Consider the following 22,450-nt stretch of genomic DNA (forward strand, 5'->3'; position numbering starts at 1 on the left):
AACTGCGCTATTGACCCGCGCAGCCCCGTTTTTAAGTGGATTTCCCTAGAAGCTTCCCGGGAAAATAGAGCCCGTATGCGCAGTTGCTTGACCGCCGTTGTTCAGGCTGCGAACCTCCTGAACGTTTGTGCCAGAGAAGCCAGGGGAGAAGATGGATTGGGAACCGATCCCCATCGCATTGCCATAGTTTTGGTAAGGCTGCTGGCTCATTTGTTGCTGTGGTTGTTGGCTGTATCCAGCGCTGTATCCGGCATTCATGAGCCCGGAGGTTGCGGTGCCGCCATGGTTGAGCTGACGAACCTCTTGGACGTTGGTTCCTGCAAAGCCAGGAGAGAAAATGCCGCCTCCTGTTTGGGCAGAATATCCAGTGTGGTTGGTGTAGTTAGCCTGGCCTTGATAGTTGGAAATGCCCGCATAGCCCGTGTTGTTGCGTTGTTGCACTTCTTGGACGTTCGTGCCGGCAAAGCCTGGTGAAAAGATGGAGTTCGTAGCAGCACCAAACGCAGGCTGATAAGTGGATTGCGCCTGCACGTAGTTTGTTCCTTGGTTTGGATGGAGATAGTTGATTGGCTGCGCTTGCTGGTAGCTGTTCATTTGCGTTTGTTGGTAACCTTGCTGGCTAGGGGTGGAGTAGCCTTGGTTAAACGGACGAACTTCTTGCGTGTTGGTGCCTGCATAGCCAGGCTGGAACATCGCTTGCGTGCCACCCAATCCGCCGCCATAGGACATGCCGTAGGAAGGAATTTGGGCATGCGAAGTTTGACCACCCTGATTCCAGTATTGGACTTCCTGCGTGTTGGTGTTGGCGTAGCCAGGCTGGAACATGGCGCTAGCTTGGCCCATTGCTCCTGGAATATGTAGTTGTTGTGAGTGCATGATATTGTTGTTGTAGGTCATGAGAAGACCACCTCCTGAACCATATCATTTCCATGGATGGCCAACTCATGCATGAAGTGGTAAAACAAGAAAATTCAATTTTTGGAGTGGGAAAGCATGAAAAACATGCCGGATGAATCAACCGGCATGCTCCTGCAAATCGTTCGGATTCCAATGCCCGAAGGCAAGCCACAGCGTTGGCTTTCCCGTAGGACCGATGCTTGCTTTGACCGGCTCGAACCCCATCCCGCGAAATAAGGCGAGACTGGCTTCGTTGTCGAGAGCGACTCGCACATAGAGCTTCGGCAGCTTTTGACAGAGATGAGCCGTGAGCGCCTTCCCGATTCCTCGGTTGCGATATCGCTTGTCGACGACCAGAAAAGACTGGCCGAGACCGCAGCGAGAGACAGCGAACAATCCGACAACCCGTTTGCCATTCATTGCGAGAGCCAAGGTAGTCCCTTGCTCCGCCATCCGTTTGGGAGTGAGCTGTGTGAGCCAGTTGATGGCGTGCTTGGTAATCCGGCGGTCCCCTTCCTGGCGGGTAAATCGGACCAATGTCGTCTGGGATTCGGCCAATGCCTGTGGCGGCATGATAATGTATTTCAGCTTCATGTTCGTTACCCCGCTACTACTCCTCGCCCGCTTGGCAGGCGGGATACATACTGTGCGTAATGGATGAGATTGGATAGTGACATGCGGCGGATCGTAGGTTCGTCGAATTTCTCGGGTTTCGCATTTGCCTCAAAAAACCAGAGCTTCCCGTCCTCTGTCAGCCCCAAATCCATGGACATTTCCGCCAAATCCTTAATCTCCTCGTTTAGTGCTTGCGCGATCGTCAATGCGGTATGGTGGATCGTCGACTCCATTTTCTCCGGATCGGTCGAGAAGAGTGCTTGCAGCACACTGGACAGGGAGTGAATGGAACCTCCACGAGGGACATGGGTGGTAATGCTTTGGGATCCGGATCTTCGGATGCCCACCCCTGTGACGCCCCATTCTCCTTTTCCATCCTTTTGGACGAGAACCCGTACGTCAAAAGGTTTGCCCATATACCTGGCACGCTTGATTCCTTGCTGCATGATATACCGCTTTTCCCGGGTATGACCTTTGACGTGCTTCCAGAGATCCTCCAAATTCCTAAATCGGCGGATGATCGCTTTTTGATCCTTTAAGCGCTCCAGTCGCCACATGTCATTCTTGTACTCGATCCGCATGATTCCTTCTCCGGCTTTCCCGCGCACCGGCTTTAAGTAGACGAAGCGATGCTCGGTGCAAAAAGTGCGGAAGCGAGCGAGATTATCGAGTTTTTTCGTCTCTGGCAAATAGGAATGGACGCTTGGGTAATAGGCAAGCATTTGAAAAAGCTCCTGTTTATCAAAAAAACAGCGATTGAACAGGGTGACATTTGGCAAGTCGTTGATCCGGGAAAGGGTCTTGCGTACTTCCGGCCGCTGTTCCGCTTTCCTGGTGGGTATGCGGTTGTAGACGACATGCGGGAACGGGAGAATCAGTTCCTGCCAGAGGTTTTGTCGCTCGTTATACAGATAACCGCGGACCTTCTTTTTTTCCCAGTTGATCCCTTGCGGCGTAAATACGAAAACAAGTGCTCCCCATTTTTTACCGGAGAGGGCAATGTCTTTGAAGTTATCCCGATTTCCCAAGAATGCTGCCCCATCGCCGACAGTCAGAATACCGATCAATGGCCCGAGTCGCACGGAGTTATTGACCATCTTCCAGTTGATCCGTGTGCGGATGCGGCCAGGCTGTTGATTGGGCAGACCCGTATGCAGCCGTTTCTGGTGAGCGAATGGTCCGAGACTGGCGATTAACGGCTTTTTGGGGCGATTGGCTAGGGCTTGCCGTGGAAGTTGCAGAAACCATTTGCCGCTTGGGAGGATGGTTAACCACCCGGAGCTCAGTTTAGGCATGGGTGTTCCTCCTTCCTGAAAAAACGGTCGTGTTCGCATGGATTAAAAATTCGCAAGATAACAACTGTAGTCGACGAGGAGCTTGCGAGATTCATAGTCCGCTTGCTTGAGCCTTGCGTGTTTAAAGATAGAACGCCCTGGCTTGGAGTTGGCTTCGAACATCCAGACATGACCATGCGTATCGATACCCATATCGAGTCCGAGCTCGCCCAGATCAATGCCCTTCGCCATTTCAATGGCTGTGGCGAGGCGGATAGAGGCATCCGATATACGCTCCACCATCATCGCTTTTTGTCTGCCAAAGAGATGCTGGAGCAATTCATCTCCAGGAATGACGGTACCTCCTGTGCGCACATGGGTAGTGACGCTTCCAGAGCCTGCGACCTTGGCGGCTGTGCAGGAAACGACCCATTGATTCAGCTGGTTTTTATGAAGATGAACACGGAAGTCAAAAGGGCGCCCCTGGTACGTCATCAGGGAGATCCCTTGCTGTGCGAGGTAGGAGCTGACACGACGGCTGCGAAAAACATGTTGATACAAAGCCGACAGCTTGGTGAAATGCCGTTTGACGTTGCCAGAGCCGTTGTGGTAAGACACATCGTATCCGCCGCCACTTCGCACGACCTTGACGATTCCGTATCCAAGACTACCGTTTTTCGGCTTCAGATAGACGATCGGGTATTTTTTGATCAGATTGCGAACCGTTTGCAGGGATGGGGATGTATAGGTTTCTGGAATGTGTTCGTTGACTTCTGGATTGGGGTACAAAAGCTGGTGAACGCCCCATTTGTTGAAAAAGCCCTGATTGAACATCGGGGTGTTCGGGTAGTTTGCCAGCTTGTATTTGAAATCACGTACGGCCTCGTGTTTTTCGGCAGAACGAGAGGGAACGCGGTCATAGATGACATCAGGCATGGCAGTCTTCATTTTTCGCCAGACGTAGCTGCCGTTCTTGCCTTTGCGTAAAAACCAGGCAACGACTTCGTTTTTGCTCCAGTCAACATCGTGGGGAGAAAAAATATAGTAAAACACGCCTTTGCCTTCCTGTGCCTGCAAGAGCTTTTGGAAGAACGAGGTCCTAGGTCCAATCGGATTTCGGGGATCTCTGCGAACGCCTGTGGTGACGATGCCGATCGCAGGTCCGATCCGGAGCGTTTCTCCTTCGCGCTTCAGATTGATTAAGCCGCCGTGGGGAATGCTCAGCTCCTCTTGCAGCAGGCTGGTGATTTTCACGACGTTGCTATCGGGATTTCGCTTGTCATTCAGGACAACGGCGACTGCTTCCTTTTTACCCAGCGTGATCGTAATTCGTTGGCGGGGTCTCAGCTGCAGCTGTTGCATGAGATTGATCGGCAGGATGATCCCGTAGACATGGGGATGAGGAAGGAAGCGGAGTCGCACTCGGGTTGTTTCCATGCTTAGTAACCTCCTACACGCTCTTTCATGAGATAGTGAGCATAACGAACAGGCTGGGTGATGGAATGGAATTGGGCAGCAGGATCGTTGATCATGGTGAATACAGTCCGGCCAGGTCTGCTGTTCACTTCGATGATCCAGACGTTGCCTGCTGTATCAATCCCGACATCGATCCCGAGCTCTACCAGTCTGCCGTGGGACTGCTCTAAAAAACGGGGGAGCTCAATGGCCACCTGATCGATGGTTTGCATGATCCGCGTCTGCAGCGCTGGCTTGTAATGGCGAGAGAGGAAGGGGGCGAGCGGGACGGCCTTGCCCCCACCGTGCAGGTTGGAGGTAATGCTTCGTTTATCGCCGATCCGCACAGCACGGCCGGTGGTTTCCCACTCTCCTTCCCCGTTTTTTTGCACCAGCACACGGACGTCGAATGGTGAGCCATCGGGTGTATGCAGCTCGAGGTAAGGCTGTACGAGAAACTTGCGTCCATTTGTAAAGGTAGAGACAAAGCGTTTGAGGCCGGCCTCTCCCTGGAGGATGCGGCGGAAAGGCTGGTTCTCTTTGCTTCTCCCTGATACTTCAAAATCTCCCTTGCGCCTCTTGACGCGTACGACACCGATCCCATGGGTTCCCGCCATTGGCTTGAGGATGGCGGATCCGTATTGATCCAGTGTTTCCTGTAGAGCGGAGTGCGTGAAAAGCTCGGTGGGAGGCAGCAGAGGAGAGAGCTGTTTCGAGTGGATGAGCATTTGATGCACCTGCCATTTACCGGACAGGCCGTGCCCCAAAAATGTAATGTTGCGATCGTTTTGCAACTTTTCCACAAATGGTTTATAGTTGCCATAAGCTGGGCCGACAAAGCATCGGTCGTAAACGAACGCTGGCAATGGGAATGTGTCCGATTGCCAGGCGCCGTTTCTGTATTCAAAGCCCGCTACCGTTCGGGAGGAAAAGTTTACCCGGCGCGGGGAAAACACAAAGACACGGATGCCTTGCTTGCGTCCGAAGAGCGTCAGCTTTTTGTAATAGCCTTTGTCAATAAAGTGGGAGCCTTGGCAGCGAGTCATGATGCCTAAGGTTCTCTGGTTTGCTCTCATGAAGGTCACCTTCGCCTGATTTTCTTGGCTGCTGGTTTTGGCTTTGGTTTAGCTGCCCGGGGAAAACCACTTACATATGCGGCATATTCAAGCATCCGCACAACCGATGGCCTTGCGCGGCGGGGAGGTTCTTCCTCACCTTCTGGAAGGGGTACGGTGTTGGCCGTCTTGGATGGTTTGCTGTTAACTTCCAACAGCCACACATGCCCCCGGACATCTACACCGAGATCGACCCCAAATTCCGCGTAATTCCCTGGAAGTGCTTCTTCTAGCAGCACGGACAGCTTTAAAGCGACAGCTCTGAGTGTCTGCGGTGTGGGGCGATTCCCGCTTACCCATGGACCGCAAAGGCGCAGAGCCTGTTGGGGAGGCAGCATGGAGCCGCCTCGAGAAATGTTGGAGACGATCCGATTTTGCCCCAAACGCGCCACCATTGAGGTGACCGCCCATTCCCCTTTTCGATCTTTTTGGACCAACACGCGAAAATCAGTTGGCCGATTTTGGATGCCAATCAGTGGTAAACCTTGCTGTAGCAAGTACGGTTTGCCTTTTGTCTGTTTGGAGAGATACTGGTTCAGCCCTTGTATACTGGAGAAGGTCTTGGTGAGTCCTCCTGGTTTGGCGAGCTGATAGCCTTGATCTGTTCGGCGCAGCCGGATGATTCCCCGACCCATGCTGCCGTTCGCCGGTTTTGCGTAAACCACGCGATGCGCGGACAGCATATTCTTTACATCATCTAGGCTCTGATAGCGGACCATACTGGGGAGATGATCGGCGGCAGCTTCCTGGTTTTCTAAAGCGGAATGCACGTGCCACTTATTTAGGAATTGCTCATTAAAGAACGGGATGTTAGCGTCCTTACATCGCTGCACCCAATTGGTCATCTGTTCGCTTCGTTCCCGTTGCCTGGAAACGAGACGGTTGTAGATGCATTGGGGAAGCGGCAAAACTCTTTGTCGCCAGACGCTGCCAACTCTCGTGAGACCACGGACAATTCCCGCATCCCAGTTGACATCCTGCAAGCGAAACGCGCAGATGACGCCACCGCGTTTTCGGCAAATATCCGCTACTTCATTGAAGAACGGAGTCAGGGGTCCAAAAGGGGACTGAGGGAATTGCGCGTTGTAGGTCGAGACAAGAACACCCACATAAGGGCCGAATACAAGGGACTGCTGGTTCGCTTGGTATCGGGCAAGCAGGGGAATTCCCGTAGGCAGATGGAGCGATTGGGCAATGGAAGGGCGTATCAACGTACGGTTAGTACGATCCATACTGCTTACGCGGGCACGAACTTGTTTACTTCCGAATTGGACGGTGAGGGTGGGCGAAGAGAGATTCCATTTGCGCATGTGCGCCTGGGGCAGGTAAAGGTCTACTTCCGACTTTGGCTCGTATGCTTGAACGATGGTTGGAACGTAAGACATGGTTATCCCCTTCCCATCAGGCATGAAGTTAGTCTATGGTATGAGTAGGGAAATGGTTTGGTTCCTTGCAGAGAAGAGAGGTTGTTAGTGTTTATGAACTTTTGGATGATATTGATAAACGTTGGAGTCGGTTCCGTCATTGGTGGAGTGACGAATGAACTGGCGATCCGAATGCTTTTCCGACCGCTGAAGCCTTGGTATATCGGGCGTTGGCGCGTTCCCTTTACTCCGGGTTTAATCCCGAGTCGGCGAGACGACATCGCCATACAAATGGGCAGATTAGTAGAAGAGCACTTGCTGACGATGGAAGGGGTCAGGCGTGCCCTTACCCAGAGCGGGCTTGAGAATCAGCTGGCGGACTGGCTCAATCGGGTGGCGCAAAATTGGATGCAGGACGAGCAAAGCCTGCGTCAGTTTCTGCAAGCGGCCGCTCCGCAATTGTTCCAGGAGGATGGCGCGTGGAGCGAATCCGTTCGCCAGCCGGTGCTTTTGCATTGGCAGTCCTTCGTCAATCGTAAGCTCTATCAGTATGAAGAAAAAACATTGCGGGAGCTAATCCCAGCAGCAGGCAAAGAACGGCTGGAAAGCGCGCTGGATTCAGTAAGCCAGCTTTTGCTCCAAAGATTCCGTGAATTTTTGCACTCTCCAGAAGGCCAGCAATCGCTGCAGTCGATGATTCGTGGGCTGCTTGGCGGCGGTGGGGGGATGTTCGGCGGCCTGGTTGGGATGTTCCTCGGAGACGACAAGATTTTGGGCAAACTGCTGCCGCATCTCGACGATCTGTTAGCGCGTCCGGAGCTATCCCAGAAATTGCGTGAGATGCTCGGTGGCGAAGCGGACAAGCTGCTGGATAAAAACGTGGGTGAAATCGTGAAGTGGATTGGAACGCAGCAGGTCGAGGATTGGTCCCGTGCTGTGTTTGCAAAGCTGGAGGAGCAGAGCTTGCGTATTGTCGACGAGCCCGTGTCGCGTTTAACTTCCCCCATTCAAGAGGCGGTAACCACTTCACTCGTTCCACGCATGGCGCGGTGGATGGTAGATTCTTTGGAAAAGAATGTGGAGCGAATCTTCCAGAGACTGGCGATTCGAGAGATCGTGACGCGCCAGGTAGAAGGCTTCCCGATTGAGAGGATCGAGGAGATGGTAGTAGGTATCTCAGGAAAAGAGTTCCGCATGATTACCATTCTGGGCTTTATCTTGGGCGGTATCATTGGTTTGATTCAAAGCTTCCTAGCGATTTGGCTGGGTTAGCAAAACTGAAAAGAAACTGTAAACCGCCTGTAATATTCCTGTAATATAAGAAGGATAAGATAAACATACGATGAAAACCCCCTTAATGATATACTTTCTGATTTGGTAGCTTGAAAAAGCTACCCTTTTTTTTTGCCTCTCCTTCGGGTATATTGTTCCAAGGAGCCAGAGATGGAACGGGTGGGAGATTAGGAAGGGGGATACGCGACTTGACAACGAAACACGAACAAATTTTGCAATATATTGATCGCCTTCCGATCGGCTCAAAGATTTCGGTACGACAGATTGCCAAAGACCTGGACGTAAGTGAGGGTACGGCATACCGGGCCATCAAGGAAGCAGAGACCCAGGGATACGTCAGTACCATTGAGCGCGTCGGAACGGTGCGAATTGAGAAAAAACAGAAGGAAAACATAGAGCGGCTGACCTTTGCAGAGGTAGTCAATATTGTAGACGGGCATGTTTTGGGCGGGCGAGAAGGCTTGCACAAGACGCTGAATAAATTCGTCATCGGTGCGATGCAGCTCGAAGCGATGATGCGCTATATCGATGCAGGCAGCCTGTTGATTGTAGGGAATCGCTATCAGGCGCATAAAATTGCGCTGCAGCAAGGGGCAGCGGTATTGATTACCGGGGGCTTCGACACGAGCGAGGAAATCAAGCAATTGGCTGATCGTCTCGCGCTGCCGATCATTTCCTCCAGCTACGATACGTTTACGGTAGCTTCGATGATCAACCGGGCCATTTACGACCGTCTGATCAAAAAGGAGATCGTCATGGTTGAGGATGTGCTCAAGCCACTGGCGGAAACACCCGTCCTTTTGCCTTCCGATCCTGTGGCAAAATGGCATCAGTACACGGAGCTTTACCAGGATACCCGTTTTCCGGTCGTGGATGAGCAAATGCGCCTGATCGGGATTGTGACGTCCAAAGATATCATCGGACATGAAGAAACCGCGACGATCGATAAAGTGATGACCAAAAACCCGATCACGACGTCTCCACGCGTATCAGTAGCTTCCTCTGCGCACATGATGGTGTGGGAAGGAATCGAGCTTTTGCCTGTCGTAGACAATCACCGCAAGCTGGTCGGGGTCCTCAGCCGAAATGACGTGCTAAAAGCTTTGCAGTACACTGCCAAGCAGCCGCAGATGAGCGAGACGTTCCCGAATCTGATCATGTCCCATTTCCGGGAAGAGCGAAAATCAGATGAGCTTCTTTATTTGGGAGAGGTCAGCCCGCAGATGACCAACCATCTCGGGACGATCGCGAGCGGAATCATGACGACGGTAATGGTGGAGGCGGCCTGTAATCTTTTGCGTCAGCACCGCCGAGGCGATATGGTTCCCGAAAACGTAATGGTCTATTTCCTGAAGCCCGTGCAAATGGAGAGCCAGATCGAAGTGCAGCCTCGTCTGCTCGACATCAGCCGTCGCTTTGGGAAAGTAGAAGTAATGGTCTACCAAGGGGATCAGCTAGTGGGCCAGGCAATGGTGACTGCGCAAATCATTGAGAGATAATACGAAAAAGCCATCTGACGAAGAAAACTCGTCTGGATGGCTTTTTGCTTTAAGTAGAGAATATCCAGTTTCCTTGGCGAAACAACGGCTCCCGTGTACCATCTGCCAGCTCGCCGTCGATATCGAGCTGATCCGATCCGACCATGAAATCTTCGTGCACCCCGCTGTCGTTGGCACCACGCCTTACGGACAATAATGCGGGCGAATTCTGCACATTCCAATGGAGCGCCTAGATACAGGACTTGCCCCGGCTGCAGGTTTACCCCGACTTTCAGGACCAGCTCCGCGTATTTGTGCAGCTGTTGTTCCAATGAATTCATGGGCATACCTCTCTTCAAAAAATAAATGACAACCCGTAATACGGAGTAGCTTGCACGATTGTTTCAGTTTTCCAGTTCATTGACAAGAAGGGAGAAAATGAGTACCATCTAATTAAATATATGTCTAATTAGTTAGTGATTACAAAGACTCACTTGAAATCACAGTCCAGTATGATGGCTGGGGAAAAATGAAAAAAGGTGATAACAAATGCAATTAGATAAGCTGGTGACCTTTCATAAAGCGCTGGCCGATCCGACGCGCATTCGCATCCTCGCCGTCTTGGCGAACGGACCGCTGCATGGCCAGGCATTGGCAGGAAAAATGGGCGTGACTGCCCCGACGATTACCCACCATATGGCAAAACTGCGTGAGGCCGGAGCGGTGTACGAGAGAAGGGACAAGAACACCATTTATTTTTATCTGCATGAAGCCAATATGAAGCGACAGTCGCAGGCTATTCTGGATCTGCTGGCAAAGGCAAAGGACGAGAGTGTCGATGAGTTGCAGGATGATATTTCGGCAGCAGAGCAGAGGAGGGAGAGCATGGCACAAGAGGCACTGCAGGTGATTCGAAGCTTTATTACCTCGGATGGAAAGCTGAAGCAAATCCCGGCCCAGCGCAAAAAAAAGCTGTTTGTTTTCGAGCACATGGTCCGCGGCCTGGAGAGAGGAAGAAAGTATCAGGAAAAGGAAATCAACGAGTATATCAAGACGTTCCATGAGGATTTTGCCACGATTCGGCGCGAATTTGTCATGAATCAATATATGTATCGGGAAAACGGAATCTACGAGCTGAACCCGGAGGAGCTGTGGGCGAAGCCGTAAGCGAGCCGACAGGGAGAATATAAAAAAGGACAACCGTCGGCACTGCACTCGGGTTGTCTGAAGCAATAAGATATCACACAAGGGTCATTATAGCGTACCGAAAAACAGTCTGCTACACGAAACGGCTGGAAACGGAGGAAAGATGTTTCCAGCTCTCTTCCCATTCGCTAGGTGCTGACAGCAGCCCTATACGCCTTTTTTCATTTCAGCGAGCCAAAGCGTCTTAAAACGGAAATAATTGCGCGTCCCCAAATAAAGATTGATCACTCCCACGACAAGCATCACGAGAGCGACCACGATGCGGATCGTATCCAGCTCTTCAAAGGTAAACTGATTGATCCCAAACAAAGTAACCAAAAGCCCCAGGGCGATATTCATTTTTCCCAATATCATGCGGGAAGCAAGCGGATGAGTACCCTGTCTGCGGGCATGAATGCTGAAATAAACGCTGGCGACAAGCGAAGCTAGCACGCCAGTCAAATAAAAGGCGGACCACATATCCTGCATACATCCTCTCTACCAATCTGGTATTATCCTACCAAAAGAAAGGAAGTGTGGCAAATACACAAGGAACATTTGTTCTTATTTTCCCACAGCCTGTTCGCTTTTGGGTATAATGGAAGGCGAAGCGAGGAATAGACAACGATTCGGAAGCGGAATTGAGAGAGGAAGGAACAAAGATGAACACCTTTGTCCATCTGCACGTCCACACGGAATACAGCTTGCTGGACGGTGCGGCACGGATTGAACCGCTGGTAGCACGTGCAAAGGAACTGGGGATGCACGCGCTCGCCATTACGGATCATGCCAATCTGTACGGAGCCATTCCTTTTTATAAAGCCTGCCTGGAAGCCGGGATCAAGCCGATCATCGGTATGGAGGTGTACGTAATCGAGGGGAATCTGTCAGATCGCGTACGCAACGCACCTGCTCCCAGCCACCTGATCCTGCTGGCGGAAAATGATCAGGGCTACAGGAATCTACTCAAGCTGGCGACTATCGCACAGACAGAAGGAAATTACATTCTTCCGAGACTGAATAAAGAAGCCCTTGCCCGTCACACGGAAGGGCTGATTGCACTTGGAGCCAGCCGCGAGGGAGAGGTAGCTCGTCTCTTGCTGGCAGGAGATGCTGCAGGAGCGAAGGAAGCGGCACTGTGGTATCGCCAGACATATGGACCTGACCACTACTATCTGGAAATGGTGGACCACGGGCTGGAACCGGAGAAAAGGGTGAATGCGCGCCTTGTCCGGCTGAGCGAAGAAACCGGCATTCCACTGGTCGTCACCAACAACGTTCACTACATCCACAAAGAAGACCACGCTATCCACGACATTTTGCTCGCGATCGGAGAAGGGAAGACGGTTACGGAAGAAAACCGTTTTCGCTACGAAACGGATCAGTACTATCTGAAAAGCGGGCAGGAGCTGGCAGAGTCTTTTGCCTTTGCCACGCAGGCTCTGCAAAACACCGCTAGGATCGCCGAGCGCTGCCAGGTAACGCTGTCGTTTGGCGAGCATATTTTGCCGAAATTCCCTTTGCCAGAGGGGCAGGATTCGACGACTTTCTTGCGTGAGCTTTGCGAGCAGGGCTGCCGCGAGCGCTACAAAGAGCTGACGCCGCAAATTCGCGAGCGTCTGGACCACGAGCTGGCCATTATTACGGGGACAGGCTTTACCGATTACTTTTTAATCGTCTGGGACTTCATGCGCTACGCTCATCAGCACGGAATCTCTACCGGTCCGGGCAGGGGGTCGGCAGCGGGCAGCCTGGTTGCCTATGCGCTTAAGATCACCAATGTTGACCCGCTGCGCTACAACCTGCTGTTTGAGCGGTTCCTCAATCCAGAGCGGGTCACGATGCCGGATATTGATATCGATTTCGCTGTGGAGCGCAGGGACGAGGTCATTCATTACGTGGCGAAAAAATACGGCCATGACCGGGTTGCCCAAATCATTACCTTTGGGACGATGGCGGCGCGTGCGGCGGTTCGGGATGTAGGGCGTGCTTTAGGCTTGTCGCTCGGGCTGATTGACCGGATGGCGAAAATGATTCCGCAGTCGCCAGGCATGACGATCGAGCGTGCCATGCAAATCAATCCGGACATCGCCAAGGTGTGTGCGGAGAACAAGCAGGCGGCTCAGCTGATTGAGACGGCGCGGGGAGTAGAGGGGCTGCCGCGGCATGCCTCCACGCATGCTGCGGGAGTGGTCATTTCCCGTGAATCGCTGACGGAATACGTGCCTTTGCAGACGGGCAACGAAGGTCTGGCGCTCACGCAGTACCCGATGGAGATTTTAGAAGAGGTCGGGCTATTGAAAATGGACTTCCTCGGCTTGCGCAACCTGACGATCATTTCGGAAACCTTGCGCAATCTTGCGCAGCAAGGCATCCACGTCGATCTCGAGACCATCCCGACCGATGATCCCGAGACCTATCGCATGCTGACGCGTGGGGAGACGACGGGTGTCTTTCAGCTGGAGTCCTCTGGTATGCGCAACGTGCTGCGCGATTTGAAGCCGACGAGCTTGGACGACATTATCGCTGTGCTGGCCCTGTATCGTCCGGGACCGATGGAGATCATCCCGCAGTACATCGCGGCGAAGCACGGCCAGACCAAGGTCCACTACGCTCATCCTGTACTCGAGCCGATCTTGCGTGAGACGCATGGCTTTATGATCTATCAGGAGCAGATCATGCAGATTTCCTCCACGCTCGCGGGCTTCAGTCTGGGGGAAGCGGACATTTTGCGCCGGGCCGTAGGGAAAAAGAAACGGGATCTTTTAGCCGAGCAGCGGGAGAAATTCGTCGCGGGCTGCGTCAAGCAAGGCTATGGAGATGAGCTGGGCAACGAAATCTACGACCTGATTGTGCGCTTTGCCGATTACGGCTTCAACAAGGCTCACTCGGTCGCCTATGCCATCATCGCGTATCAGATGGCGTATTTGAAAGCCAATTATCCGCTGGCCTTTATGGCGGCGCTCCTGTCTCTGTCCATCGGCAGCCAGACGCGCATCGCAGAGTATACGGAGGAAGCCCGTCGTCTCCATTTGCAAGTACTCACACCTGACGTCAATCGCAGCGAGGCGCATTTTACTGTCGAGCAGGATGCCATCCGCTTTGGGCTGGCAGCTGTCAAAAATGTCGGGTACAGTGCGATCGAATCGATCGTGAAGGAGAGGCAGGGCAGACCCTATCGCGATGTGTTTGATTTTTGCGCGCGTGTAGACGGCAGACTCGTGAACAGGCGAGTCGTGGAGTCGTTGACACTTTGCGGCGCATTGGATTCGCTGCCAGGACACCGCAGTCAGCTTCTGGTTCTGCTCGATGAAGCAGTGGGCAAAGCAAATGGCAAACGCGTGGAGCGGGATGCCGACCAGATGAACCTTTTCGCAGGGGAAGACGCTGCCCCGGTGCGGGAGCTTTCGGAATACCCGGAGGTTCCGCCATTCTCGCGCGCCCAGCAGCTAAAGGAAGAACGTGAGCTGCTCGGTGTTTACATCTCCGGACATCCTCTGGATCAGTACGCGCATCTGGCCTCTCGCTCGGAGGTGACGGCGATCTCCGCACTGGGGGAGCTGCCCCGGGAAAAAACGGTGAAGGTATTCGGGATGATTACGGAGGAGCGGCGCATCCAGACGAAAAAAGGAGACCCGATGGCTTTCATCACCATCGAGGACAAAACGGCACTGGTCGAAGTAGTCGTGTTTCCGCAGGTGTTTGCCAAGCATGCCGAGCTTTTGACCAAAGAGAGCATGGTGATAGTCGAGGGGCGCATCGATCATCAGGATGACCTGGTCAAGCTTCTGGCATCCCGCTTCTGGTCAGCCGATGCCATTCCGAAGCCGACAGAGGAGACTGTGCTTTTTGTCAAAATTTCAGAGGCGCAGGAGCGAGATTCGACGCTACAGCAGCTTCAACAGCTGTTTGTCGAAAAAAAAGGAACGATTCCTGTCATTTTGTTCTACGAGGGAAAAAGACAGACAATTCGCTTACCAGAGACGATTGCTGTCGAGCTGGACGAGTCATTTTTGGAGCTAGCGCGAGAAATTGTGGGACGTGACAGCGTAATCTCGAAAAAAATGCCCATAATGGGGGGAGGATGAAGAATGTCCTCCCTTTTTCGCCGTTTTCGGCAGGTTTACAGAAGAACGGGTTTGCTATATATTGAGAACATAACTTGAAAAGTGGTCAGACCACTGGACGATTATTGGAAAGCAACAGGCGGTTTTAGAAGCAGTACTAGAAAAAGATAAACGTGAATGGAGTGGTTATGAGTGTCTAATCTGCGAGAGGAAGCATTAGAACTTCACAGAAAACATCAAGGTAAATTGGAGGCTGTCACAAAAGTGCCAGTTCGCAATGCACGTGACTTGAGCCTTGCTTATTCTCCAGGGGTTGCCGAACCATGCAAAGATATTTTTGACGACAAGTCAAAAGTGTATGAATATACGATGAAAGGCAACCTCGTAGCGGTAGTAAGCGACGGGACTGCTGTACTCGGCCTCGGCAATATCGGTCCAGAAGCTGCTATGCCGGTTATGGAAGGGAAAGCCGTTCTGTTCAAATCCTTTGCAGGTGTGGATGCTTTCCCAATCTGCCTGAATACCACAGACGTAGACAAAATCGTAGAAACCGTGAAGCTGCTCGAGCCTACCTTTGGCGGCGTAAACCTGGAAGACATCGCGGCTCCAGCGTGCTTTGAAGTAGAAGAGCGCCTGAAGCGTGAAACCAACATTCCCGTATTCCACGATGACCAACACGGTACAGCGATCGTAACCGCTGCAGGTCTGATCAACGCCCTGCGCGTGGTGGACAAAAAGCTCGAAGACATCCGCGTCGTAGCAAACGGTGCTGGTGCAGCAGGTATCGCCATCATCAAGCTCCTCGTTTCCATGGGTGTGAAAGACGTAATCATGTGCGACACCAAAGGGATCGTATATGAAGGCCGTCCGTTCGGGATGAACCCGGTAAAAGAGGAAATGGCAAAAATCACGAACCACGACAAGATCCAAGGCAACCTGGAAGATGCGATGAAAGGTGCCGACGTATTCATCGGGGTTTCCGTAGCGGGCGCTGTAACCGCTGAGATGGTAAGCTCCATGAACCGCGACGCAATCATCTTCGCGATGGCAAACCCGGTTCCGGAAATTATGCCGGATGTAGCAAAAGCGGCAGGTGCAAAAGTAGTGGGTACCGGACGCTCCGACTTCCCGAACCAAGTAAACAACGTACTGGCCTTCCCAGGAATCTTCCGCGGTGCTTTGGATACTCGTGCTACCAACATCAACGAAGAAATGAAGCTGGCAGCTGTGTACGCAATCGCAGATTTGATCACGCCAGAAGAGCTGTCTGCCGATAAAGTAATCCCGGCTCCATTTGATGCTCGCGTGGCTCCAAATGTAGCTGCAGCAGTAGCAAAAGCGGCAATGGAAAGCGGCGTAGCTCGCATCACTGTCGATCCAGAAGATGTGAAACAAAAAACCATGAGCCTGGCAGCGATCTCCTACCAGCAAGTATAGGAATCGTGTAAAGATCACCCTCCGAGACACCGTGTTTCCAGGCGCCGCCGGAGGGTGCTTCACTTCACAGTAAGTGTAACGTAAGGAGGACGAATGGTGCTCGACTCATCCCAAGAGAGAAAGGTATACGAAGGGATTCTCCTGCAGATTCATGAGATCGTTCAAGAGAGAAATCTGCGTCCCGGCGACAAGCTTCCGTCCGAGCGGGAACTGTCGGAGCAGCTGGGTGCAGGTCGTTCCTCTGTCCGTGAAGCGCTCCGAGCTTTGGAGCTTCTCGGATTGATCGAGACTCGCAGAGGGGAAGGCACATTCTTAAAGAGTTACCGGCACAATCGGCTGATCGACATCCTCGGATTTTTCATCCTGCGGGATGCCAAGACAAAGAAGGATCTGATCGAGATGCGCCGAATCCTGGAGTTGGACGCGGTGCGGCTCGCCTGCAGACGAGCGACTGACAAGCACTTTGAAGAGATGGAACGCATTTTGGCGATTGCCGAGGAACGGGTCGAGCGGGGGGAAGTACCCACGGAAGAAGACTACCTGTTCCATCGCGTTATTTGCCGCTCCAGCCGCAATTCGATCCTGCATCGGATCTGGGCACCTCTTGTCGAATACAGCAACAGTGTTCGCATCGAGTCATTGTCACGCGAGGGCAGGGCAAAGATGGCTGTTGCGGAGCATCGCGAGATTATGGAAGCGATCCGCGCAGGCGATGCGACAGCGGCCGTTGAAAAAATGAGGCATCATTTGGAGAACAGCAAGCTATGATTTTCCCCCATTTGCGACAGGCGCAAAGGCTGTGATATGATGATGCAGACCTGTATTGGACGATGAAGGAGGAAGCCAGCGTGTGGACTGTCATCTACATCGCTCCTAGCGCAAGAATCGCAGAACGGATTCAACAACGTTTGACAGATGAAGGATTCCTGGTAAAGGTTCGCGAGGCAAAAGTCTCGAAGCAATACGAGATTTTGGTGCCGGAGGGCGAGCTGCAAGAAGTCCAGGAAGTACTCGCCACGATCCTTCACTGAAGAGAAAGGTGGGGTGTACCAGTGCTAAAAGATCTTTTTGGGAAAAAGCGCAAGTTTGCTACAGTCCCTTCGGAGACACTCGCACGTGTCCCAGCTTCCACCGACCCTTCTAAGGAAGCGGGAACGAGAGAAAAGGAAGTCCCTGAAGGATTGATGAATAAATGTCCTCACTGCGGGACGATTCACTATTCCAAGGATCTGGAGAAAAATTTGCGCGTCTGTAAAGGGTGCCAATACCATTATTCCATGTCTGCACCTGAGCGTCTGGCGTCTCTCTTGGATGAAGGCGCACTGACAGAGGAATTCGATGCGAATTTGACTACAGCCAATCCCCTCGGTTTCCCAGGGTATTTGGAAAAACTTGAGCAGGACAAGGTAAATACGAACCTGAATGAAGCGATCATTACCGGTGAAGGTGTGCTTGGCGGCAACCGGATTGTGATTGGGGTAATGGATTCCCGCTTCCGTATGGCGAGTATGGGCTCTGTCGTAGGTGAAAAGATTACTAGAGCGATCGAACAAGCAATCGCTCGTCGTTTGCCGTTCATCTTGTTCTCTGCTTCAGGCGGTGCGCGTATGCAAGAGGGCGTACTCAGCCTCATGCAAATGGCAAAAACAAGTGCGGCTTTGTCCAGACTCGATCGGGAGCGTCTGCTGTTCGTATCGGTTATGACAAATCCAACGTATGGCGGCGTGTCTGCAAGCTTTTCTTCATTGGGAGATTACAATATCGCCGAACCAGGAGCTATGATCGGCTTTGCCGGACGTCGTGTCATTGAGCAAACGATTCGCCAGGAGTTGCCGAAAGACTTCCAAACAGCGGAATTCTTGTTGAAGAACGGTCAGCTCGATATGGTGGTGCACCGCAAAGATATGCGTGCTACACTAGCCAAACTGGTAGAGATGCACACGTCGCGGGAAGGAGTGGAAGCATGGCAGGAGAACTCCCTTTTGAAAAGCCATTAGTCGAATTACAGGACAAGATCAAGGAGCTGCGTCGCTTTACCGAGGAAAAAGGCATTGATTTCTCGGATGAAATCAAGCGACTGGAGCAAAAGTCAAAAGATCTTGCTCAGCAAATCTATGGAAACCTGACACCGTGGCAGCGTGTACAACTGGCTCGCCATCCGGAGCGTCCGACAACACTGGACTACATACAGTTACTTTTTACTGATTTTATCGAAGTGCATGGAGACCGGTTATACGGGGATGACCATTCCATTGTAGGCGGGATCGCCAAGCTGGATGGACGCCCAGTAACCATCGTCGGGCATCAAAAAGGGAAAGATACCAAGGATAACATCAAGCGGAATTTTGGGATGGCGCATCCGGAAGGCTACCGCAAAGCGCTCCGTATCATGGAGCAGGCGGACAAATTCGGTCGCCCGATCATCTGCTTTATCAATACGTCGGGTGCCTATCCCGGCAAGGCTGCTGAAGAGCGCGGCCAAAGTGAAGCGATTGCTCGCAACCTGCGTGAAATGGCTACTTTCCGCGTACCGATTATTTGCATTGTCATCGGGGAAGGCGGTAGTGGCGGAGCGCTCGCGATCAGTGTGGGCAACCGTATTTTTATGCTCGAGAATTCCTATTACTCCGTGATTGCTCCGGAGAGTGCCGCTGCCATTTTGTGGAGAGATTCCAGCTTGGGCATGCGTGCAGCTGAGACGATGAAAATTACGGCGCCTGATTTGCTTGAGCTGGGTGTGATCGATGGCATCATCGAAGAACCGTTTGGAGGAGCGCATCGCGATTTGATTCAGCAGGCGAGTCTGGTCAAAGCCACGATCGTAGACCAACTGGAACAGCTCGGTAAAATGACTCCGGATGAACTAATACAGGATCGTTACGAAAAGTTTAAACAGATTGGTGAATACGCCTCCCTGTGATTGCAGGGGGCGTTTTTTGGCTTTTTTCTGCAAGGGAAATCTGCTACAATCGTAGTCGAATCAAGAAATCATCAGATCTTTTGAAAAGTATGACACATATCTTTTTCTTAGTATAACAGATATGAGAAGTGAAATGATACAGTGTGATTCATACCCTATATGGTACATACTGTTGCCGTTTCATGACATGCTAAAGATGACACGATTGGAGAGGTGGATTCCATGCAAAAGCTTGCGGTTCTGACCAGCGGTGGCGATGCTCCGGGAATGAACGCTGCTGTACGGGCGGCTGTTCGACGAGCTGCTTATCACGGGGTACAAATGTACGGCGTGTACCATGGATATGAGGGACTGATGAGTGGGGATATTCAAGAGATGTCGCTCGGTTCCGTTGGGGATATTATTCAACGGGGCGGAACGATTCTATATTCGGCACGCAGCGAGGAATTCAAGACAGAGGCTGGACAGCAGAGGGCTGTAGAGCAGCTGCGCAAGTTTGGGATCGAAGGCTTGATTGTCATCGGAGGAGACGGATCGTTTCGCGGGGCACAAAAGCTGACGGAAAAAGGCTTTCCGACGATTGGCGTTCCAGGGACGATTGACAACGACATTCCGTGCACGGACTTTACCATCGGATTTGATACCGCATTGAATACGATTGTGGAAGCGATCGATAAAATCCGCGATACGGCTACCTCGCATGAGCGCACCTATATCATTGAGGTCATGGGTCGCGATGCCGGAGATTTGGCTCTGTGGGCAGGGCTTGCTGCAGGAGCTGAGTCCATTATCATCCCGGAGGAAGCGCAGGATATGGAGGACATTCTGGAGCGTCTCCATGCTGGTCAAAGGCGCGGCAAGAAGCATTCCATCATCATCGTAGCAGAAGGTGTCGGAAGTGCTTCCTCCTATGCGGATGCCATCACCAAGGCAACCGGCTGGGAGACTCGCGTAACGGTACTTGGGCATATCCAACGCGGCGGTTCTCCGACGGCGACAGATCGCATGCTGGGAAGCCGTATGGGAGCGGCAGCAGTTGACTTGCTCTTGGAAGGCAAACGGGACCGCATGGTAGGAATCCAAAACAATCAAATTGTCGATGTCGATTTCCATGAAGCATTGGCGAAGAAGCACCAACTGGACTTATCCGTTTATCAGCTGGCACGTACGCTGTCCATTTAGCACAGGACAGGTTTTAGGTAAAAGAGGAGGCAGAATCCTATGTTGAGAAAAGCGAAAATTGTATGTACCATTGGTCCGGCGAGCGAGTCGGTCGAGACGTTGAAAAAGCTGATCCATGCCGGGATGAACGTAGCTCGGCTCAATTTCTCACATGGCTCTCATGAAGAACACGCGGCACGGATCGTAAATATTCGCAAGGCAGCTGAGGAAACAGGCAAGCCGATTGCGATCCTGCTCGATACGAAAGGACCAGAGATTCGTACGGGTACATTGGCTGTTGATGCAGTGGAGCTAGTCGAAGGAAATACCATAATTCTCACAACGGAAGAGGTAGCGGGAACGGCTGAGCGCGTGTCCATCACGTATGGCGAGCTGCCGGAGGATGTCAACCCAGGCGATACGATCCTGATTGATGATGGTCTGATCGGGCTGACTGTAAAAGAAGTAAAAGGCACAGACATCGTGTGCATCATCAAGAACGGCGGCACGCTGAAAAGCAAGAAGGGCGTAAACGTTCCAGGTGTGAAAATCAATCTGCCGGGAATTACGGAAAAGGACGCACAGGACATCGAGTTTGGGATTGCCCAGCAGGTGGACTTTATCGCGGCTTCCTTCGTGCGTAAAGCATCTGACATCCTGGAGATCCGCGCGATCCTGGAACGCCACAACGCCAAAATCGATATCATCGCCAAGATCGAGAACCAGGAAGGCGTAGACAATGTAGATGAAATTCTCGTCGTCACAGACGGAATCATGGTTGCGCGCGGGGATCTCGGGGTAGAGATTCCGGCTGAGGAAGTGCCAATGGTACAGAAGAAGCTGATCAAAAAATGTAACGAGCTGGCAAAGCCGGTCATCACGGCGACACAAATGCTCGATTCGATGCAGCGCAACCCGCGCCCGACTCGTGCGGAAGCGAGTGACGTAGCGAATGCGATCTTTGATGGAACAGATTGCATCATGCTGTCCGGGGAAACGGCTGCGGGGAAATATCCGGTAGAATCGGTGGAAACGATGGACCGTATCGCTGTGCGCGCTGAGCAGGAGCTCAACTATCGGGAGATCCTGTACGCACAAGCACAGCTGAAGCAAGTCACGATCACGGACGCCATCAGTCAGGCGGTTTCCAATGCAGCACTGGACCTGAATGCTGCTGCGATTATTACGGCTACAGAGAGCGGTCATACAGCGCGCATGGTAGCCAAATTCCGTCCAAAGGCACCGATTGTCGCGGTGACTCCGCATGCCAGCGTGATTCGGCGCATGTCGCTGATCAACGGGGTATATCCTGTCCTGGGTGAAATGGCGAATACGACAGACGAAATGCTGGACATGTCTGTACAGGAAGCGCTGGAAGCAGGCTTTGTACGCCATGGCGATCTCGTGGTCATTACTGCGGGTGTACCGGTTCGTGAAGTAGGTACTACGAATCTGATGAAGATCCACGTCATTGGCGATGTCGTAGCCAAGGGCCAAGGAATTGGGCGCAAAGTCGTGACAGGGAAAATCGTGCTGGCTCGTTCGGCAGAGGAAGCTTTGGCAAAAACGGAGGAAGGCTCCATTCTGGTGACCATCGGGACGGATTCTGACATGATTGATGCCTTCAAAAAGGCGGCCGCTGTCATTACGGAAGAGGGCGGTTTGACATCTCATGCGGCGATCGTAGGACTCAACGTGGGCGTTCCGGTCATTGTTGGGGTGCCATTTGCTACGGAGATCCTGAAGGAAGGTCAAGTCGTGACCGTTGACTCCGAGCGAGGACATATTTATTCTGGGCATGCACGCGTACTTTAGTTTTAGGTAATAAGAATCATTTTGTTGCTTAGCCGATTCGAGGGTGACTATTCGTCACCCTCTTTGTCATGCGCTTTGCGAGGAAAACGAGCGCCTGATTTGCTGGTATTTACCAGATAACGGTTGGTTTTAGGTAATGAAAAGCCGGGGGCAATCTGGTAAAATCGTTTGGTTGCCTCTTAAAGGAGCGTTCACGAGATGCAGATTTTGAACGGTTCGACAAGGGTCTCCCTATTTTTGGGGTAAAAGAATCATATTTGTCACAGCTAGGAAAACCGATACATATAGGGGCTGCAAAGGGAGATACTCCCGTCATCGCTGGGAAATCTGTGTCAAGTGTTTTTTTATCGGGAATACTATATCTAGTGTTGTCG

Annotated in this window: 18 protein-coding genes and 2 pseudogenes; 11 read left to right on the plus strand and 9 right to left on the minus strand. The window is 52.2% G+C overall.

Going from position 1 to position 22,450, the window contains the following annotated elements:
* Nucleotides 1-45: 45 nt before the first annotated feature.
* The 6 genes from EDM59_RS14960 to EDM59_RS14985 form a co-directional block, all read right to left on the minus strand.
* Nucleotides 46-897 (minus strand): hypothetical protein, encoded by an 852-nt coding sequence (locus EDM59_RS14960; protein WP_122924332.1) that lies wholly within the window; start codon nt 895-897, stop codon nt 46-48.
* A 117-nt stretch (nt 898-1,014) separates the two neighbouring features.
* Nucleotides 1,015-1,491, minus strand: coding sequence for a GNAT family N-acetyltransferase (locus EDM59_RS14965; protein ID WP_092266129.1), 477 nt, complete (start codon nt 1,489-1,491; stop codon nt 1,015-1,017).
* A 5-nt stretch (nt 1,492-1,496) separates the two neighbouring features.
* A complete protein-coding gene (locus EDM59_RS14970; protein ID WP_122924333.1) occupies nt 1,497-2,807 on the minus strand; it encodes a YheC/YheD family endospore coat-associated protein in 1,311 nt (436 codons plus the stop codon).
* Between the two features lie 42 nt (nt 2,808-2,849).
* Nucleotides 2,850-4,223, minus strand: coding sequence for a YheC/YheD family endospore coat-associated protein (locus EDM59_RS14975; RefSeq protein WP_122924334.1), 1,374 nt, complete (start codon nt 4,221-4,223; stop codon nt 2,850-2,852).
* A 2-nt stretch (nt 4,224-4,225) separates the two neighbouring features.
* Nucleotides 4,226-5,317, minus strand: a complete 1,092-nt coding sequence (locus EDM59_RS14980) for a YheC/YheD family endospore coat-associated protein (protein WP_122924335.1) — start codon at nt 5,315-5,317, stop codon at nt 4,226-4,228.
* A gap of 5 nt (nt 5,318-5,322) precedes the next feature.
* Nucleotides 5,323-6,741 (minus strand): YheC/YheD family endospore coat-associated protein, encoded by a 1,419-nt coding sequence (locus EDM59_RS14985; protein WP_122924336.1) that lies wholly within the window; start codon nt 6,739-6,741, stop codon nt 5,323-5,325.
* A 93-nt stretch (nt 6,742-6,834) separates the two neighbouring features.
* Between EDM59_RS14985 and EDM59_RS14990 the strand changes: the two genes are divergently transcribed.
* Both EDM59_RS14990 and EDM59_RS14995 read left to right on the plus strand, forming a co-directional pair.
* Entirely contained in the window at nt 6,835-7,992 is a 1,158-nt protein-coding gene (locus EDM59_RS14990) for a DUF445 domain-containing protein (protein ID WP_122924850.1), read from the plus strand.
* Between the two features lie 209 nt (nt 7,993-8,201).
* The gene (locus EDM59_RS14995; protein WP_092266124.1) at nt 8,202-9,512 is read left to right on the plus strand and encodes a DRTGG domain-containing protein; all 1,311 of its coding nucleotides are present in this window, start codon (nt 8,202-8,204) and stop codon (nt 9,510-9,512) included.
* 49 nt (nt 9,513-9,561) lie between these two features.
* Here EDM59_RS14995 and EDM59_RS15000 read toward each other — a convergent pair.
* Both EDM59_RS15000 and EDM59_RS31425 read right to left on the minus strand, forming a co-directional pair.
* Nucleotides 9,562-9,693, minus strand: a pseudogene (locus tag EDM59_RS15000) (aminopeptidase); the annotation flags it as partial.
* Between the two features lie 49 nt (nt 9,694-9,742).
* A pseudogene (locus EDM59_RS31425) lies at nt 9,743-9,838 on the minus strand (hypothetical protein); the annotation flags it as partial.
* A 202-nt stretch (nt 9,839-10,040) separates the two neighbouring features.
* Between EDM59_RS31425 and EDM59_RS15010 the strand changes: the two are divergent.
* Nucleotides 10,041-10,658 carry a DUF2087 domain-containing protein gene (locus tag EDM59_RS15010; protein WP_122924337.1) on the plus strand — a complete coding sequence of 206 codons (618 nt, stop codon included), beginning with the start codon at nt 10,041-10,043 and terminating at the stop codon, nt 10,656-10,658.
* 186 nt (nt 10,659-10,844) lie between these two features.
* Here EDM59_RS15010 and EDM59_RS15015 read toward each other — a convergent pair whose 3' ends face one another.
* Entirely contained in the window at nt 10,845-11,156 is a 312-nt protein-coding gene (locus tag EDM59_RS15015) for a YtpI family protein (protein WP_122924852.1), read from the minus strand.
* A 182-nt stretch (nt 11,157-11,338) separates the two neighbouring features.
* Here EDM59_RS15015 and EDM59_RS15020 point away from each other — a divergent pair, with 182 nt between their 5' ends.
* The 8 genes from EDM59_RS15020 (at nt 11,339) to pyk (ending at nt 22,076) form a co-directional block, all read left to right on the plus strand.
* Entirely contained in the window at nt 11,339-14,764 is a 3,426-nt protein-coding gene (locus EDM59_RS15020) for a DNA polymerase III subunit alpha (protein WP_122924338.1), read from the plus strand.
* A 171-nt stretch (nt 14,765-14,935) separates the two neighbouring features.
* Complete coding sequence (gene ystJ, locus EDM59_RS15025; protein WP_122924339.1) at nt 14,936-16,180, plus strand: NADP-dependent malic enzyme; 1,245 nt, start codon at nt 14,936-14,938, stop codon at nt 16,178-16,180.
* Nucleotides 16,181-16,276: 96 nt separating this feature from the next.
* Complete coding sequence (locus tag EDM59_RS15030; protein WP_122924853.1) at nt 16,277-16,948, plus strand: FadR/GntR family transcriptional regulator; 672 nt, start codon at nt 16,277-16,279, stop codon at nt 16,946-16,948.
* Nucleotides 16,949-17,028: 80 nt separating this feature from the next.
* Nucleotides 17,029-17,211: a glutamate decarboxylase gene (locus tag EDM59_RS15035; protein WP_092266119.1), complete on the plus strand. Its 183-nt coding sequence runs from the start codon at nt 17,029-17,031 to the stop codon at nt 17,209-17,211.
* 21 nt (nt 17,212-17,232) lie between these two features.
* A complete protein-coding gene (gene accD, locus EDM59_RS15040) occupies nt 17,233-18,177 on the plus strand; it encodes an acetyl-CoA carboxylase, carboxyltransferase subunit beta (RefSeq protein ID WP_122924340.1) in 945 nt (314 codons plus the stop codon).
* Nucleotides 18,144-19,100: an acetyl-CoA carboxylase carboxyl transferase subunit alpha gene (accA, locus tag EDM59_RS15045; protein WP_122924341.1), complete on the plus strand. Its 957-nt coding sequence runs from the start codon at nt 18,144-18,146 to the stop codon at nt 19,098-19,100. Before accD ends, accA begins: the two co-directional genes overlap by 34 nt.
* A gap of 222 nt (nt 19,101-19,322) precedes the next feature.
* Nucleotides 19,323-20,282, plus strand: a complete 960-nt coding sequence (gene pfkA / locus EDM59_RS15050; RefSeq protein ID WP_122924342.1) for a 6-phosphofructokinase — start codon at nt 19,323-19,325, stop codon at nt 20,280-20,282.
* A 39-nt stretch (nt 20,283-20,321) separates the two neighbouring features.
* Complete coding sequence (gene pyk, locus EDM59_RS15055; RefSeq protein WP_122924343.1) at nt 20,322-22,076, plus strand: pyruvate kinase; 1,755 nt, start codon at nt 20,322-20,324, stop codon at nt 22,074-22,076.
* The last annotated feature ends 374 nt before the right edge of the window (nt 22,077-22,450 follow it).

The organism is Brevibacillus nitrificans (assembly GCF_003710965.1).
In the GTDB taxonomy this organism is placed as follows: domain Bacteria; phylum Bacillota; class Bacilli; order Brevibacillales; family Brevibacillaceae; genus Brevibacillus; species Brevibacillus centrosporus.

What these genes read in the sequence shown, in the direction of transcription:
- EDM59_RS15010 (WP_122924337.1), top strand. Translation starts at nt 10,041, where the DNA reads ATGCAATTAGATAAGCTGGTGACCTTTCATAAAGCGCTGGCCGATCCG.
- EDM59_RS14965 (WP_092266129.1), bottom strand. Translation starts at nt 1,491, where the DNA reads ATGAAGCTGAAATACATTATCATGCCGCCACAGGCATTGGCCGAATCC.
- EDM59_RS14985 (WP_122924336.1), bottom strand. Translation starts at nt 6,741, where the DNA reads ATGTCTTACGTTCCAACCATCGTTCAAGCATACGAGCCAAAGTCGGAA.
- EDM59_RS14980 (WP_122924335.1), bottom strand. Translation starts at nt 5,317, where the DNA reads ATGAGAGCAAACCAGAGAACCTTAGGCATCATGACTCGCTGCCAAGGC.
- EDM59_RS14970 (WP_122924333.1), bottom strand. Translation starts at nt 2,807, where the DNA reads ATGCCTAAACTGAGCTCCGGGTGGTTAACCATCCTCCCAAGCGGCAAA.
- EDM59_RS14990 (WP_122924850.1), top strand. Translation starts at nt 6,835, where the DNA reads ATGAACTTTTGGATGATATTGATAAACGTTGGAGTCGGTTCCGTCATT.
- EDM59_RS14975 (WP_122924334.1), bottom strand. Translation starts at nt 4,223, where the DNA reads ATGGAAACAACCCGAGTGCGACTCCGCTTCCTTCCTCATCCCCATGTC.
- accA (WP_122924341.1), top strand. Translation starts at nt 18,144, where the DNA reads ATGGCAGGAGAACTCCCTTTTGAAAAGCCATTAGTCGAATTACAGGAC.
- EDM59_RS14960 (WP_122924332.1), bottom strand. Translation starts at nt 897, where the DNA reads ATGACCTACAACAACAATATCATGCACTCACAACAACTACATATTCCA.
- pfkA (WP_122924342.1), top strand. Translation starts at nt 19,323, where the DNA reads ATGCAAAAGCTTGCGGTTCTGACCAGCGGTGGCGATGCTCCGGGAATG.
- EDM59_RS15020 (WP_122924338.1), top strand. Translation starts at nt 11,339, where the DNA reads ATGAACACCTTTGTCCATCTGCACGTCCACACGGAATACAGCTTGCTG.
- pyk (WP_122924343.1), top strand. Translation starts at nt 20,322, where the DNA reads ATGTTGAGAAAAGCGAAAATTGTATGTACCATTGGTCCGGCGAGCGAG.
- EDM59_RS15015 (WP_122924852.1), bottom strand. Translation starts at nt 11,156, where the DNA reads ATGTGGTCCGCCTTTTATTTGACTGGCGTGCTAGCTTCGCTTGTCGCC.